This window comes from Hungatella sp. SB206 (assembly GCF_051132295.1).
Classification (GTDB): Bacteria; Bacillota; Clostridia; order Lachnospirales; family Lachnospiraceae; genus Hungatella; species Hungatella effluvii.
This window is the reverse complement of sequence record NZ_CP096603.1, coordinates 6267817-6283269: the sequence shown is the minus strand read 5'-3', so window position 1 is coordinate 6283269 and position 15453 is coordinate 6267817. Positions and strand designations below refer to the sequence as shown.

Sequence of the window (15453 nt, the reverse complement as noted above, 5' to 3'; positions counted from 1 at the left end):
GGCAAAATAAAAATGGAGGCGTGGCAATGAAGAAGAATTACGGACTGCTTACAGGCTGTCTGGTGGTGGCGGCGCTGGGCGTTATCTATGCCGGTGTCGGGGCGTATCAGGCACATACAAAGGAAAAGGAACAGCAGCAGGCGGAAAACGAAAAAATATATATGACTGATTTCTCTGAAATAAAGGCTGTTTCCTACGATAATGACGGTAATGTGCTGGCATTTACAAAGGATGGCGATTCCTGGACGTATGACGGTGACGACCAGTTTCCGGTGAATACCACCCGCATGGATTCACTGGCAGGAACGGTGAAGAAGCTTCCGGCAGTGAGAAAACTGGAGGGCGGGGACGATCTGACCGCATACGGCCTGGATACACCGGTGCGGCGGGTAACCGTATCGGCAGATGAAGGGGATACGACCACCATTCTCATCGGTGATAAGACGGACGACGGAAACTATTATGCCGTTATCGACGGGCAGAATGTGCCTTATCTCATCAGTTCCTCCCTGTTCGATGAGACTGCTTACGGACTGGAGGATATGATGGCGCTGGAAGAGTTCCCGGCTGTCCTGGGGACGGATATCCAGACGATCACAATAGAGAAAAACGGAGTCAGCGAACATTATGTGAAGAAGACACTGGATGAGGACGGAACCATTGCCTGGTACCGCGGTTCGGGCGATACGGAAGACAACAAACTGCCGGACAACGCGGCACTCAATGTGCTGGCAGATTCGCTGAGCGGCCTGGTGGTTAAGAGCTGCGCGAATTACAAGGTTACGGACGAAGAGCTGGCAGGCTACGGGCTGGATCATCCACAGGCGGTGCTGACCTATACGTATGAGAAGAACGGAGAAGAGAAGACATTTACGCTGGCGGTAGGAAATACCGGCGAGGATGGAACCACATACTATACGAGGACAGAGGATTCCAAATATGTGAACGAGATCGATAAAACGACTCTGGATAAATGCATGACGGTTGATACCGGGGGTGAGGAATAAAAAAGGATAATGAAAAAACGCTGATGCGCACTCCGCGCCGGACCCTTTCCTGGTTCTCCTCTTCCCCTCCGAATATCGTAAGAATAACTTAGTAAATAATTTCTAACCGCAGTCTGCAAATGTAGTATGATAAGGATAGAAAAGGATAATCGGTTTTGGCAGACGGAGGTGAATGAAGATGATAAAACAGAAGCGGAAACTGTCCCAGAAACAGGTTCTCCTTATATTCTGTACAGTACTTATCATTCTGACCTATATAGCGGCCACCTTTCCTCAGCCCTTTCTTCGAAGGGGGACTGAACTCTATGGAATTTATTTCGCCTATACGGAAGACGTTCAGAATCAGGGTCAAGAGAAGGCGCCGGGATACCTGGCGGAGGGAAGCCGGCTTCAGCCCTGTATAGACATACTGGGGGCGTATCAATACCGGCCCTATGTTTATAAGCGCCGGAATGAGTTTGCAAAGGCAACGAAAGAACTGAGTGTTACCGTGTATTATACGGAATTCGATTACGATACGTATCTCTTTTATTCAGATGGAACGATTATGAAGTACCGGCAGGAGGATAAATGGATGAAGCAGGTTCATATCGGTTATGGATTAGGCGGAGAAAAGGGCCGGGAGCTGTTTGAAAAGCTGGCCGGGATCGCAGTACCGTTTGTATCGGATGAACAGGGCCTTCCGTGAGGAGGGAAATACGTAAAGGCAGAAACACGGGCAAGGCCATATTGACAAACACAGGTCTTTCCACTTACAATAAAGGAAGCAACAGGGAAGAGAGTGGGGCTATGGGCGTAGATAAACGATATGAATTATTTTGTGAATTGTTAAAAACAATGGATGAAGGCGTCGACGCGATTGATGAATACGATTCTCTGCTCCATGATTATCAGGGAACCATCCTCTACCAGGCAGAGTCTCAGATTATCAAGGCTGTCGGAGACCAGCCGGGAATTACGGCCTCGGAACTGTCCAGGGAGTTTCATAAGACCAACAGCGCCTGCTCCCAGCTGATCCGCAAGCTTAAGAAAAAGGAATGGATCAGGCAGGAGCGGAACGAAAAGAATAACCGGGAGTATAACCTTTATCTGACAGATGAAGGGAAAGTTATCTATAAAAAGCACGAAGATTTTGAAAATGCCTGCTATGAAAGGACGTATCATATGCTGGACGAGATCTCTGAAGAAGAGATGAGGACGTATATCAGAATCCAGAATCAACTGAACCGGGCATTTAAGCTGGACGTGGAGGAAAGCCGGCAGCTGTCGGGAAACGGCGGGGCCGATTAGATAGCCAGTACAGTATTGCGTGATGATGTAGTACTGAGGGCCGCTGCGAAAGAATACTTACTTTCGCAGCGGCCCTTTCGACTCTGTTACATATGGATTAAGTGCGATGCTTTATCATAGTCCTTTTTTAGAACATAGATTCTGTATTCGGTGCTGGCAGTGATATTCTCGCCAAACTGCTGTATGGCGGGCCCGCGCGCTCCCATATTGCGCATGACTGTTCCTTTGGTGTCGATGATATAATCAATTCCTTCTGCGGTTAAGATATCGCGGATTCGTGCCTGCTCATTCATGGAATAGGTAATGGCCAGTTCTTTTCGATTAAATATGGTAATCATATCGGTATGTCCTCCATTCTCTGGTGACGGTTCGAAGGCTTCAAATGAATGGTTAATGCTCTGAATTACATGTATCATACCATGCCTTACCAGCAGATTCAAGCACTGAACGGTTTAGATTCAAACACAGATAGATTCCTGTTGACAAACGGCGGGAGATGTATTAATCTGATGATAGAATAAACGGTTAAGCAGATTAAATATTAATTGGCTTATACGAAGATGAATTAAAAAAGGAATCGGAGTAATAAGTGAGTAAATAACAACAGATGACAGGAGGCTGCAATATGAAGTATGATTTTGACACACTGGTAGAAAGAAGAGGCACACACTGCTGCAAGTTCGATACCATACCGGAGGAAGCCGGGAAAAACGCCATTCCGGTATCCATCGCAGATATGGACCTGCCTTGTGCAGAACCCATTATCCGTGCCCTTCATGAGCGGATAGACCAGAGAATTTTCGGTTACACGGTTTATGAAAATGAAGACTGCAAAGAGGCTGTTACCGGCTGGTACCGGAAACGGTTTGGATGGGAGATTGACAAAAATGATATATTCTTCAGTCCGGGTGTCGTTCCTGCGCTGGCATTTTTGATTCAGTTCCTGACAAAAGAAGGGGAGGGAGTCATTATTCAGAGGCCAGTTTACCACCCATTTACGGGAAAAGTGGAAGCCAACGGCAGGAAAGTGGTCAATAGTCCTCTGGTTAGAAAAGGCAGCACCTATGAGATGGATTTCGATGATCTGGATAGAAAATTCTCCGATGAGAATACGAAGGGAATGATTCTGTGCAGTCCTCATAACCCGGTTGGACGTGTGTGGAGAGAGGATGAATTAAGAAAGATTGTCGATATTGCAAAGAAGTATGATAAATGGATTATTTCCGATGAAATTCACGCAGACTTAACTAGAATCGGAGTCACCCATACGCCGTTATTAAAGATTGCGCCGGACTACAGTGACAGAATCATCGTCTGCACCGCCCCCAGCAAAACCTTTAACCTGGCCGGAATGCAGTTTTCCAACATTATTATTCCTAATAAGGAGTATCAGAAGCAGTGGACCGATGTGGTCTCTAACCGTTTATCCGTTGGCATGTGCAGTCCTTTCGGTCTGACTGCCATCATCGCGGCTTACACGGAAGGGGAGGAGTGGCTGGATCAGGCCAGGGCCTATATCGATGGAAATATCCGTTACATAGAATCGTTTGTAAAGGAGAATCTGCCCAAGGCAGTGGTAATGGACTGCCAGGGAACTTACCTGGTATGGCTCGATTTAAATGAGTACTGCTCCGATCCTGAGAAACTGGAGGAGCTGATGGTCCAGAAAGCCGGAATTGTATTCGACGAAGGCTATATTTTCGGACCTGAAGGCAAGGGGTTCGAGCGGATCAACGCAGCAACCCAGAGATGTACAGTGGAAGCGTGCATGAATAGAATGAAAGCAGCACTCGATACGCTGTAAGGCAGAGAAGCAGAAAAAGAGGAAGTACGATCAGTCATGTGTGTACAGACCGTCGGACCTCCTCTTTTCGATTACAGAAGACCGATCAGATGCCAGTATGGAATTCCAATTACCATCAGATACAAAAATGCCACCGCCATTTTCATGGCAAGCCCCTTCACAAAATCCTTCAACGACATCATGCCATAGGAAAATGAGATCAGGTAGAGCGCATATTCATAGGGCAGAAGGATCTGATCCAACCCCTGAAAGAAGGAATACAGCACCGGCTGGGGATTGATTCCCAGAGTCTGGGCAAGCTGGGCCAGCGGCGCTCCGAGGGAGGCCATGGCGGCCAGCGGCGTCAGCAGGAAATTCACAATCACAGCCACAAACCATACCGCGCCCAGGAGAACCGTCTCGTGCATCTGATAGAGGTATGGGAAGAGCATATCCGCCAGGATCTGGCCGAAGCCCAGTTCCGTTGCAACCATACCGATGGTCATACAGCCTGTGATAAAGAACAGAAACGGGTAATTGACCGTCCGGAAATCTTCTTCCCTGGAAATGCCGATAACCGGAATAAAGCCTGCAAACGCCGCCAGGATGAAGCCAAACATCATTTCCTGGCCGCTGATTAAGTACAGGAAGAGGCAGATGATAATGACAGTCGCCTTCTTTTCAGCGGAGGTAATCTTTCCCAGTTTTCTCTGTTCTTCCTTATAATATGCCTTTCCGCTGACGGCATGTTCCGGCCGGAACATCTTAGAGAGGATGAAAACCAGAAGGGGAATGAGCGGCAGGAATATGAGATTCTGTTTTAAATATTCCAGGTATGTGATCGATAGTTCCGCAGATCCCATCAAAACTCCCGTATTGCTGGGATCGAAGATGAAGTAGCCTGGCACCAGGGTCGAGAAGACACCAGTCAGCATGATGCCTGCGCCGGCCTTTGACTTCTGAATGCCGAGCGCCTTGCAGATACCGTAGGTAAATGCGGCAGTAACCGGGACAAAGCCTCCGGGCATGACTAAGTTGGAGATCATGCCAAACAGGAAGATTCCCCACAAAATACCGGTGTAGGTGCCACCGGTTTTCACAATGCACCAGACCGCCACTCGCTTCAATAGTCCGATACGTTCCAGTGTATTCGACAGGATAAACGCACCCAGGACCATCCATGGAATGTTGGTGGTCCACGGTCTGAATACAGTCTCAAAGCCGGTGAGCGACAACATGACATAACCGACGGGCAGAACAATGGCCGGTACGATATTGGGCAGAAGTTCCATGGCAAATGTCATGACACCCCACACGGTAAGGCATAAGAAAAGCTTGATCGGATGACTGAAAGCCCCGGATTCCGGCATGCAGAAGATAAGGAGCGGTACTCCCAGAACCGCCGCCCATTTAAGAATTTCTAATTTTTTTGTACTCATTTTTCCCTCCGTCTGGCTCGCAAGCCCCGGAGCTTTCCTCACAAATAACGGTTGGAAAAAGAGGTTACGGCCATTCTTTTGTTTGTCAAAAACATAACAATTATGGCCATATGTTATCAAAATGCGGGAGGTTTGCATATCAGTATCCCTTTGGGGGGATACAACAAAAAGTTGTAACCTGCCTACTGATGAGATTCCAGAAGCGCAAACCGTTTTCGGACAATGGTTAAAAACGCGGCAAGACATGGGGACAGCCGGTCCTCTTTACGGTACAGAAGCTGGTATCGGATGGCGGCGTGCGGGTGGCTTACGGGAATGACCGACAGCTTGCTTTTCTCCGCAAAGGAATAGTCTTCCTGCCAGTCCAGACGGTTGGTCAGCCCGTACCCCGCACCGTCCTGTACCATCTGGCGGAACAGCTCCGTACTGCTGGTCTCCAGAAGAATTCTGGGATTTCCGTATCCTTTAAAGAATTTTTCTGTGATAGACTGGTTCTCATATTGAATCAGCGGTTCTGTCAAGAGTTCCTCCGGCCGGATGACGCGTTTGGCGGAAAGGGATGATTTCTGGGAGACGCATACAAGCATATCCGCCCGGTATAGTTCCTCGCAGATCAACGAATCCGAAAGAGACGGATTCTCCTCCTCCCAGTCCCCGAACAGCGCCAGGTCCAGTTCTCCATCCATCAGCGCTTGACGCATCCATTCCATGCTGTGTTCGCTGACGGAAAAGCGGACGCCGGGGTTCTGACGGACAAAGGTATGGACAATGGTATGGAGAACTTCATTAATTATATGGTAATTAATGCCAAGACGGAGCCGGCCGGTAAACGCTTCGGATACGGGCTCTAAGTATGGCAGCAGCGATTTCCTCATGGCATAGTGCTCTTTTACGATGCGTCCCGCGTATTCGGACACAATTTCCCCCACTTCAGTCAGCTCGACCCCGTAATAGTGGCGTTTCAGCAGGGGCGCGCCGATCTCTTCCTCCAGAGTTTTGATGGCGCGGCTTAAGCTCTGCTGGGATATATAAAGCTGCTTTGCAGATATATTAATAGAACGGGTCTGCGTCACATTCAGAAAATATATCAGATAGTCGATTCTCATACCTTCCTCCATTCACGGGGGATTCCAGTTCCCGTTTTCCTGTTTTCTGCTATCATATCATACTGGGTAGAAAACTGCTGAAAAATCGCAGTGAATAAGAGAGAGATATCATACCGGGCCGCCGCAGTGACACCGGTTTCCATACCATGGCAGAAACATAAACGCGTTCTGAGCCCCATTTCTATAACTTCCATTTATAGTACTAATTCCAATCTCATATAGTATTTTGCAGAAAAATCCTGTAATATAGTTGAAAAATCCCTCTAAATGTTCTATGATGAAGAGAAATACATCAGCATGGTACAGTGACAGAACAGAATTGTGAAGAGGGAGATAGAAAAATGAATTATAATATAGCAGTAATTCCCGGGGATGGTATTGGACCGGAAATAATCAGAGAAGCTAAAAAAGTCTTAGACAGGGTCGGAAATGTGTACGGCCATGTGTTTTCCTATACCGAGGTTCTGATGGGCGGCGTATCCATCGACGCATACGGTGTCCCTCTTACGGACGAAGCATTGGAGACAGCAAAAAAAAGTGATTCCGTTCTTCTCGGAGCAGTCGGAGGAGACGTGGGAAATTCGAGATGGTACGACGTGGCACCGAACCTGAGACCTGAGGCGGGCCTGCTGGCAATCCGCAAGGGTCTTAATTTATTCGCCAACATCCGACCGGCCTATCTCTACGAGGAGCTGGCTGAGGCGTGCCCCTTAAAGAAGGAGATTATCGGTGACGGTTTCGACATGGTTATTATGAGAGAATTGACCGGCGGCCTGTATTTCGGAGAGCGCAGTACGAAGGAAGTGGACGGCGTTATGACCGCCGTGGACACCCTTACATATAACGAGAATGAGATCAGAAGAATAGCCATTAAGGCATTTGATATTGCCATGAAGCGCAGGAAGAAAGTGATCAGCGTGGATAAGGCCAATGTGCTGGATTCCTCACGGCTGTGGAGAAAGGTCGTGGAAGAGGTTGCCAAAGATTATCCCGAGGTAGCGCTGAGTCATATGCTGGTCGACAACTGTGCGATGCAGCTGGTAATGAATCCGGGCCAGTTTGACGTAGTCTTAACCGAGAACATGTTTGGAGATATCTTATCCGATGAGGCGAGTATGATTACCGGTTCCATCGGAATGCTGTCATCTGCCAGCATGAATGAAGGCAAATTCGGCATGTATGAGCCGAGCCACGGTTCCGCTCCGGATATTGCGGGACAGAACATTGCCAACCCGATCGCCACGATTCTGTCAGCGGCCATGATGCTTCGGTTTTCCTTCGATCTTGACCGGGAGGCGGATGCAGTGGAAGCGGCTGTTCAGAAGGTATTGTCCGAGGGCTTCAGAACGGGCGATATCATGTCGGAGGGCTGCAGGAAAGTTTCCACCAGCGAGATGGGAGATTTAATTGCGGAGCGGATTTAAGAACGCACAAAGAAAAGGAGTGACAGATTATGAAGAGTGATTCAGTAAAAAAAGGCATGCAGCAGGCACCGCATCGTTCCCTGTTCCATGCCCTCGGAATGACGGAAGAAGAGATGGAGCGTCCGCTCGTCGGTATCGTCAGTTCCTATAATGAGATCGTACCGGGCCACATGAATCTGGATAAGATCGTGCAGGCGGTTAAGATGGGAGTCGCCATGGCAGGCGGAACTCCGGTCATGGTTCCGGCTATTGCCGTCTGTGACGGAATCGCCATGGGCCACATCGGCATGAAGTATTCCCTGGTTACGAGAGATTTGATCGCAGATTCCACAGAATGTCTGGCGAAGGCACATGCATTTGACGCTCTCGTCATGGTTCCCAACTGTGACAAGAATGTACCCGGACTTTTAATGGCAGCGGCGCGCATTAATGTACCCACAGTGTTCGTCAGCGGCGGACCAATGTTAGCAGGCCATGTGCAGGGCCACAAGACCAGCCTTTCCAGCATGTTTGAGGCGGTAGGCGCCTATACGGCCGGCACCATGACAGAAGAAGAAGTCAGGGAGTATGAGTGCAAGGCTTGTCCGACCTGCGGCTCCTGTTCCGGTATGTATACGGCCAACAGCATGAACTGCTTAACCGAGGTCCTGGGCATGGGCTTACAGGGAAATGGAACGATTCCGGCGGTTTACTCCGACCGGCTGAAGCTGGCAAAACACGCGGGCATGCAGGTCATGGAGATGTACCGCAGAAATATAAAACCGAGCGATATTATGACAGAGGCGGCCTTCCGGAACGCGCTCACCATGGATATGGCGCTTGGCTGCAGCACCAACAGCATGCTTCATCTGCCGGCGATCGCACACGAGGCCGGAGTGGAATTGAATGTAGATATTGCCAATGAACTGAGCGCAAAGACTCCGAACCTGTGCCACTTAGCACCGGCGGGGCCTACTTACATAGAAGATTTGAATGAGGCAGGCGGTATTTACGCGGTTATGAAGGAGATCAGCAAGCTGGGACTCTTAAACCTGGACTGCATGACCGTAACCGGCAGGACAGTCGGCGAGAACATTAAAAACAGTGTCAACTTAAATCCGGAGGTGATCCGTCCGGTAGAAAATCCATACAGCAAGACCGGCGGCATCGCTATCTTAAAGGGCAATTTAGCCCCTGATTCAGCAGTGGTAAAGCGATCCGCAGTGGCTCCTGAGATGCTAAAGCACGAAGGGCCGGCGAGAGTCTTCGACTGTGAAGAAGACGCGGTGGCTGCGATCAAAGGTGGAAAGATCGTGGCGGGCGACGTGGTCGTGATCCGTTATGAGGGACCGAAAGGCGGTCCTGGCATGAGAGAGATGCTTAACCCGACCTCGGTCATCGCAGGTATGGGACTTGGCTCGGAAGTGGCGCTGATCACAGACGGCCGTTTCTCCGGCGCGTCGAGAGGCGCATCCATCGGCCATGTGTGTCCGGAAGCTGCGACAGGCGGTCCGATCGCACTTGTCGAGGAAGGGGATATAATTCTCATTGATATCAACAACAACCGTCTCGACGTGAAGGTCTCCGATGAGGAGATGGCGGCGAGAAAGGCGAAATGGCAGCCAAGAGTTCCGGAAGTAACGACAGGATACTTAGCGCGTTATGCGGCTATGGCAGCACCGGCAAGCAAGGGGGCTATCCTGGAGGTACCGGGGAAATAAGGGCATTCTCAAAGTTTTCGAGAGCGCTCAATAAGAGAAAGGGAGTAAGGCGTATGAATAAATTGACAGGAGCAGAAATCGTAATTGAGTGCCTGAAAGAACAGGGTGTAGACACGGTATTCGGATATCCGGGAGGAACGATTCTCAATATTTACGATGCACTTTATAAACACCAGGATGAAATTACCCATATCCTGACCTCTCACGAGCAGGGCGCGGCTCACGCAGCTGACGGCTATGCGAGAGCTACCGGCAAAGTGGGCGTCTGCATGGCGACATCAGGACCTGGCGCTACCAACCTGGTAACGGGAATTGCGACCGCGTGTATGGATTCCATCCCGGTTGTGGCGATCACCTGCAACGTGGCTGTCAGCCTTCTCGGCCGTGACAGTTTCCAGGAAATCGATATTGCGGGCATTACCATGCCGATTACGAAATATAATTTTATTGTCAAGGATATAACGAAGCTGGCGGATACCATAAGGCGTGCCTTCACGATTGCACAGACCGGAAGACCTGGCCCTGTGTTAATCGATATCACCAAGGACGTTACCGCCAATTCCTGTGATTACGAATACAAGGCTCCGGAGCCGATCGAGCGCCAGAATTCGACAATCACTGAAGAAGACATGGAAAAGGCGCTGTACTTAATCCGCAATGCGAAAAAGCCGTTCATCTTTGCCGGCGGCGGCGCGGTGATTGCGGACGCGGCGGATGAGCTTAAGTCCTTCGCCCATAAGATTCAGGCCCCGGTGGCAGACAGTCTCATGGGAAAAGGCGCGTTTGACGGAACCGACGAGCTCTATACCGGTATGGTAGGGATGCACGGGACAAAGACCTCCAATTTCGGAATCACGGAATGCGACTTGCTGATCGTAGTGGGAGCGCGTTTCAGCGACCGTGTGACGGGCAATGCGGCCAAATTTGCGCCGAATGCGAAGATTCTCCAGTTTGACGTGGATCCGGCTGAGATCGACAAGAATGTGAAGACGTACGCCAGCGTGATCGGAGATGTCAAAACGATTCTCAAGAAGTTAAACGCACGGCTCGATCCGGTCAACCATGACGAGTGGCTGGCTCATATCGACCGTATGAAGGATATGTATCCGCTCCGCTACGACAAGAACCTCTTAACCGGTCCTTATGTGGTGGAACAGATCTACGAACTGACCCAGGGCGATGCGGTCATCACGACCGAGGTAGGCCAGCACCAGATGTGGGCCGCCCAGTTCTACAAATACAAACATCCCAGAACCTTTGTCACATCAGGGGGCCTTGGAACCATGGGCTACGGCCTTGGTGCCGCGCTGGGCGCGAAGATGGGATGCAAAGACAAGGTTGTTATCAATATCGCCGGCGACGGCTGCTTCCGTATGAATATGAACGAGATCGCAACTGCGACACGCTATAATATCCCGGTTATTCAGGTGGTATTAAATAATCATGTGCTTGGAATGGTACGTCAGTGGCAGACCTTGTTCTATGGAAAGAGATATTCCCATACAGTATTAAATGATGCGGTTGATTTTGTTAAGGTAGCAGAAGGAATGGGGGCGAAGGCCTATCGGGTAACCAGCAAGGATGAGTTCATGCCGGTTCTTAAGGAAGCCATCGGGCTTAACATTCCTGTTGTTATAGATTGTCAGATCCATTGTGATGATAAGGTATTCCCGATGGTTTCTCCGGGAGCGCCAATTCAGGATGCGTTCGACGAAAATGATCTGAAGATTTAGAACCCTATCAAAGAGGAGGAAAGAGATATGAGCAGAGTGTACAATTTTTCCGCAGGACCGGCAGTACTGCCGGAAGAAGTCTTAAAGGAAGCGGCCGACGAGATGATGGATTACAGGGGCTGCGGCATGTCAGTTATGGAGATGAGCCACCGTTCCAAGATGTTCGAAACCATTATCAATGAGGCGGAAGCCGATTTAAGGGATTTAATGGGCATTCCGGACAACTACAGGGTGCTGTTCTTACAGGGCGGCGCTTCCCAGCAGTTTGCCATGGTTCCGATGAACTTAATGAAGAACCGTGTCGGCGATTACATCATCACGGGACAGTGGGCTAAGAAGGCGTATCAGGAGGCACAGCTTTATGGAAAGGCGAACGCCGTTGCATCAAGTGCCGACAAGACCTTCAGTTATATCCCGGATGTTTCCGATCTGCCGATATCTGAGGATGCGGATTACGTTTATATCTGTGAAAACAACACGATCTATGGTACAAAGTACAAAACGCTGCCGAATACAAAAGGAAAAACACTGGTAGCTGATATCTCCTCCTGTTTCTTATCAGAACCTGTTGACGTGGAAAAATACGGTCTGCTCTTCGGCGGTGCCCAGAAGAACGTAGGACCGGCTGGTGTGGTGATCGCCATTATCCGTGAGGATTTGATCACGGAAGACGTCCTTCCCGGAACACCAACCATGCTGCGCTACAAGACCCATGCGGACGCGGCGTCCTTATACAATACTCCGCCGGCATACGGCATCTACATCTGCGGCAAGGTCTTCAAATGGTTAAAGAACCGCGGCGGCCTGGCAGCGATGAAGGAGTACAATGAGAAAAAGGCGAATCTTCTGTACGATTTCCTGGATAACAGCAAGATGTTTAGGGGCACGGTAGAGAAGAAAGACCGCTCCTTAATGAATGTGCCGTTTGTAACCGGAGACGCCGATTTAGACGCTCTGTTTGTAAAGGAAGCAAAGGCGGCGGGCCTCGAGAACTTAAAGGGCCACAGATCCGTAGGCGGCATGCGTGCAAGCATCTACAATGCTATGCCGATGGAAGGCGTGGAAACGCTGGTTGCCTTTATGAAGGATTTTGAAGCCAGAAATGGTAAATAGGAAAGGGAGAGACGCGAATATGAAGAAGATATATTGCCTGAATGCCATTTCCAGCAAAGGAACGGCTTTGTTAAATGAAGAGTATGAGTTAACCGAGAATATGAAAGAGGCCTCCGGCGTGCTGGTAAGAAGCGCCTCCATGCATGAGATGGAGCTTCCTGATGATCTGCTTGCCGTAGCCCGTGCAGGTGCCGGAGTCAATAATATTCCGCTGGATGCGTGTGCGGACAAAGGAATTGTGGTATTTAATACTCCGGGAGCCAATGCCAACGGCGTAAAGGAACTGGTAATTGCCGGACTGATGCTGGCCTCCCGTGACGTGGTAGGCGGGATCAACTGGGTAAAGGATAATAAAGAAGACGAAAATATCGCCAAATCCGTGGAAAAGGCCAAGAAGGCATTTGCCGGATGCGAGATCAAGGGAAAGAAACTGGGTGTCATCGGACTGGGAGCGATCGGCGCGGAGGTGGCCAACGCGGCTGCATCCCTCGGTATGGAGGTCTACGGATACGACCCGTTTATCTCGGTCAATGCGGCGTGGATGCTTTCCAGAAATGTCAGGCATATCACCTCCGTGGAGACAATTTACCGCGAATGCGATTATATCACCATCCATGTGCCGCTGTTAGACAGCACCAGAGGAATGATTAAGAGTGAATCCATAGCCCAGATGAAGAACGGCGTGGTGATCTTAAACTTCTCCCGCGACGTGCTGGTGAATGAGGATGACATGGCGGAAGCGTTAAAGGCCAGGAAGGTAAAATGCTACGTAACGGATTTCCCGAACACAAAGTCTGTCAATATGGAAGGCGCCATCGTGATTCCGCATCTTGGAGCGTCCACAGAGGAATCCGAGGACAACTGTGCAAGAATGGCAGTTGAGGAGATCGTGGATTACATAGACAACGGCAATATCCGCAACTCCGTTAATTTCCCGGCGTGTGATATGGGCGTGTGCCAGATGGCAAGCCGTGTTGCGGTTATGCATTTGAATATCCCGAACATGATTGGCCAGGTAACCGGAACTCTCGCGGCCGGAAATGTCAACATTTCCGATATGACCAACAAGAGCCGTGATAAATACGCGTACACCTTACTGGATCTGGAGTCCACACCGGATGCAGTGACGATTCAGAAGCTTAATGCAATTAAGGGCGTTTTGCGGGTACGTGTAATTAAGTAATGAAGCAATTAAATGCAGCAGTTCGGACGGGGCATGGAAGGATCCATGGCCCGTTTGGACGCTAAAGTGCTCATAGAAGAAAAGGAGAAAAAATGGCTGTAGTAAAACCATTTCCGTGTGTGAGACCGGATAAAAGGTATGCTGCCCGTGTGGCCGCACTCCCTTATGACGTGTATAACCGGAAGGAGGCGAAGGTAGTAACCTCCGCCAATCCGAAATCATTTTTAAATATTGACAGGCCGGAAACCCAGTTCCCGGACGACATGGACATGTATGACGACCGCGTCTACCATAAGGCAAAGGAGATGCTTGAGAGCTGGATCGCAGACGGGACTTTCGTGCAGGATCCTCTGGCGGCCTATTATATCTACGAGCTTACCATGGATGGAAGAAAGCAGACGGGAATCGTGGCGTGTTCCTCCATCGATGATTACGTGAATGGAGTGGTAAAAAAACACGAGAATACCCGTGAAGAGAAGGAACTGGACCGAATCCGGCACGTGGATACTACCGACGCGCAGACCGGCCCGATCTTCCTGGCGTACCGTTCCAACCCGATGATCAATAAAGTGGTGAATTTAAAGACGGGTACAGAGCCTCTGTATGACTTTACCGCAGAGGACGGGATCCGTCACCGTGTGTGGGAGATCGACAATGCGGATTCCATCCAGACGGTGGAAGAGGCATTTGCGGAAATTCCGGCCACGTATATCGCGGACGGCCATCACCGCGCGGCTTCCGCGGTTTCAGTTGGTTTGAAGCGGCGAGAAGAGAATCCGGACTATACGGGAAAGGAGCCGTTTAACTATTTCCTGTCAGTCTTATTCCCTGATGACCAGCTGATGATCATGCCCTACAACCGCGTAGTGAAGGATTTAAACGGCATGACGGAGGAAGAATTCTTAACCCGTGTGGAAGAAGCCGGCTTTTTAGTGGACTCTATGGGGACAGAAGGCTTTGCGCCTGTGGAAAAAGGAACCTTTGGAATGCATTTATGTGGAAAATGGTACCGTCTCACAGCGGTGGAGCGTTTACTTGACAGCGACCCGGTGAAGGGGCTGGACGTCTCCGTTCTCCAGGATCACCTGCTGGGCCCGGTTCTTTCAATCGGTGATCCGAGAGTCGATCAGAGAATTGATTTTATCGGCGGAATCCGGGGGATTTCGGAGCTGGAAAAAAGGTGCAGAGAGGATATGACAGTAGCGTTTTCCATGTATCCGACCTCGATCGAAGAGCTGTTCCATGTGGCCGATGCGGGCCTGTTGATGCCGCCAAAGTCCACGTGGTTTGAACCGAAGCTGCGGAGCGGGTTGTTTATACATCTGCTGCGCAGGAGGTAGAGTAAGCAGAAAGAGCAGAAAGTGTGAAAACTTTCCTGCTCTTTTTTTGATTAATTGCTGATTTAGTACGATTAAATACAGTAACAATGTTTACGCCTGCACAAAAAATAAAACATTTTGACGATTGAAAAATACAACTGTATATGGTAAAATAGAAACATCGATAAATATCGGGAATACTGTAAATATACTTTCAATAAGCTGTTCAGAGATTGGAGATATTTTATGGTATTCTTTTGATTGCAATGTAAATATGGAACTGGTTGATTTTATGTCATTGCCGGCGCTGGCGGGCGGGGAGAAATCGGTATCCCCCACTGACGTAAAGTCAAGCC

At 49.6% G+C, this 15453-nt stretch carries 14 protein-coding genes; 10 read left to right on the top strand and 4 right to left on the bottom strand.

Annotation, left to right across the window (positions count from 1 at the left end):
• The first annotated feature begins 26 nt into the window (after positions 1-26).
• From M1L66_RS27900 to M1L66_RS27890, 3 genes are all read left to right on the top strand, one after another.
• The gene (locus M1L66_RS27900; RefSeq protein WP_434688965.1) at positions 27-1007 is read left to right on the top strand and encodes a DUF4340 domain-containing protein; all 981 of its coding nucleotides are present in this window, start codon (positions 27-29) and stop codon (positions 1005-1007) included.
• A 178-nt stretch (positions 1008-1185) separates the two neighbouring features.
• Entirely contained in the window at positions 1186-1695 is a 510-nt protein-coding gene (locus M1L66_RS27895; RefSeq protein WP_434688964.1) for a hypothetical protein, read from the top strand.
• A gap of 101 nt (positions 1696-1796) precedes the next feature.
• A complete protein-coding gene (locus M1L66_RS27890) occupies positions 1797-2297 on the top strand; it encodes a MarR family winged helix-turn-helix transcriptional regulator (RefSeq protein ID WP_187019993.1) in 501 nt (166 codons plus the stop codon).
• Between the two features lie 86 nt (positions 2298-2383).
• Here the strand turns inward: M1L66_RS27890 and M1L66_RS27885 are convergent, their stop codons facing one another.
• A complete protein-coding gene (locus tag M1L66_RS27885) occupies positions 2384-2635 on the bottom strand; it encodes a hypothetical protein (protein WP_434688963.1) in 252 nt (83 codons plus the stop codon).
• Positions 2636-2922: 287 nt separating this feature from the next.
• On the opposite strand from M1L66_RS27885, the gene M1L66_RS27880 reads away from it, so the two are divergent.
• Positions 2923-4101, top strand: coding sequence for a MalY/PatB family protein (locus M1L66_RS27880; RefSeq protein WP_434688962.1), 1179 nt, complete (start codon positions 2923-2925; stop codon positions 4099-4101).
• A 71-nt stretch (positions 4102-4172) separates the two neighbouring features.
• On the opposite strand, the gene M1L66_RS27875 is transcribed toward M1L66_RS27880, so the two are convergent.
• The 3 genes from M1L66_RS27875 to M1L66_RS27865 all read right to left on the bottom strand — a co-directional run bounded on the left by M1L66_RS27875 (position 4173) and on the right by M1L66_RS27865 (position 6804).
• Entirely contained in the window at positions 4173-5519 is a 1347-nt protein-coding gene (locus tag M1L66_RS27875; protein ID WP_156833129.1) for an SLC13 family permease, read from the bottom strand.
• Between the two features lie 182 nt (positions 5520-5701).
• A complete protein-coding gene (locus M1L66_RS27870; RefSeq protein WP_434688961.1) occupies positions 5702-6625 on the bottom strand; it encodes a LysR family transcriptional regulator in 924 nt (307 codons plus the stop codon).
• Positions 6622-6804, bottom strand: a complete 183-nt coding sequence (locus M1L66_RS27865; RefSeq protein WP_187019987.1) for a hypothetical protein — start codon at positions 6802-6804, stop codon at positions 6622-6624. Before M1L66_RS27865 ends, M1L66_RS27870 begins: the two co-directional genes overlap by 4 nt.
• A gap of 162 nt (positions 6805-6966) precedes the next feature.
• Here M1L66_RS27865 and leuB point away from each other — a divergent pair, with 162 nt between their 5' ends.
• The 6 genes from leuB (at position 6967) to M1L66_RS27835 (ending at position 15118) form a co-directional block, all read left to right on the top strand.
• Complete coding sequence (leuB, locus tag M1L66_RS27860; RefSeq protein WP_434688960.1) at positions 6967-8049, top strand: 3-isopropylmalate dehydrogenase; 1083 nt, start codon at positions 6967-6969, stop codon at positions 8047-8049.
• A gap of 29 nt (positions 8050-8078) precedes the next feature.
• Positions 8079-9749, top strand: a complete 1671-nt coding sequence (ilvD, locus tag M1L66_RS27855; RefSeq protein WP_055660674.1) for a dihydroxy-acid dehydratase — start codon at positions 8079-8081, stop codon at positions 9747-9749.
• A gap of 53 nt (positions 9750-9802) precedes the next feature.
• Complete coding sequence (ilvB, locus tag M1L66_RS27850; protein WP_002604620.1) at positions 9803-11482, top strand: biosynthetic-type acetolactate synthase large subunit; 1680 nt, start codon at positions 9803-9805, stop codon at positions 11480-11482.
• A gap of 27 nt (positions 11483-11509) precedes the next feature.
• Positions 11510-12595, top strand: coding sequence for a 3-phosphoserine/phosphohydroxythreonine transaminase (serC, locus tag M1L66_RS27845; RefSeq protein WP_002604619.1), 1086 nt, complete (start codon positions 11510-11512; stop codon positions 12593-12595).
• Between the two features lie 19 nt (positions 12596-12614).
• Entirely contained in the window at positions 12615-13778 is a 1164-nt protein-coding gene (locus M1L66_RS27840) for a phosphoglycerate dehydrogenase (protein WP_187019985.1), read from the top strand.
• Between the two features lie 92 nt (positions 13779-13870).
• Complete coding sequence (locus tag M1L66_RS27835) at positions 13871-15118, top strand: DUF1015 domain-containing protein (protein WP_434688959.1); 1248 nt, start codon at positions 13871-13873, stop codon at positions 15116-15118.
• The last annotated feature ends 335 nt before the right edge of the window (positions 15119-15453 follow it).

Excerpts from the sequence above, each read along its gene's own strand:
- M1L66_RS27900 (WP_434688965.1), top strand. The coding sequence starts at position 27 with ATGAAGAAGAATTACGGACTGCTTACAGGCTGTCTGGTGGTGGCGGCG.
- M1L66_RS27895 (WP_434688964.1), top strand. The coding sequence starts at position 1,186 with ATGATAAAACAGAAGCGGAAACTGTCCCAGAAACAGGTTCTCCTTATA.
- M1L66_RS27890 (WP_187019993.1), top strand. The coding sequence starts at position 1,797 with ATGGGCGTAGATAAACGATATGAATTATTTTGTGAATTGTTAAAAACA.
- M1L66_RS27885 (WP_434688963.1), bottom strand. The coding sequence starts at position 2,635 with ATGATTACCATATTTAATCGAAAAGAACTGGCCATTACCTATTCCATG.
- M1L66_RS27880 (WP_434688962.1), top strand. The coding sequence starts at position 2,923 with ATGAAGTATGATTTTGACACACTGGTAGAAAGAAGAGGCACACACTGC.
- M1L66_RS27875 (WP_156833129.1), bottom strand. The coding sequence starts at position 5,519 with ATGAGTACAAAAAAATTAGAAATTCTTAAATGGGCGGCGGTTCTGGGA.
- M1L66_RS27870 (WP_434688961.1), bottom strand. The coding sequence starts at position 6,625 with ATGAGAATCGACTATCTGATATATTTTCTGAATGTGACGCAGACCCGT.
- M1L66_RS27865 (WP_187019987.1), bottom strand. The coding sequence starts at position 6,804 with ATGGGGCTCAGAACGCGTTTATGTTTCTGCCATGGTATGGAAACCGGT.
- leuB (WP_434688960.1), top strand. The coding sequence starts at position 6,967 with ATGAATTATAATATAGCAGTAATTCCCGGGGATGGTATTGGACCGGAA.
- ilvD (WP_055660674.1), top strand. The coding sequence starts at position 8,079 with ATGAAGAGTGATTCAGTAAAAAAAGGCATGCAGCAGGCACCGCATCGT.
- ilvB (WP_002604620.1), top strand. The coding sequence starts at position 9,803 with ATGAATAAATTGACAGGAGCAGAAATCGTAATTGAGTGCCTGAAAGAA.
- serC (WP_002604619.1), top strand. The coding sequence starts at position 11,510 with ATGAGCAGAGTGTACAATTTTTCCGCAGGACCGGCAGTACTGCCGGAA.
- M1L66_RS27840 (WP_187019985.1), top strand. The coding sequence starts at position 12,615 with ATGAAGAAGATATATTGCCTGAATGCCATTTCCAGCAAAGGAACGGCT.
- M1L66_RS27835 (WP_434688959.1), top strand. The coding sequence starts at position 13,871 with ATGGCTGTAGTAAAACCATTTCCGTGTGTGAGACCGGATAAAAGGTAT.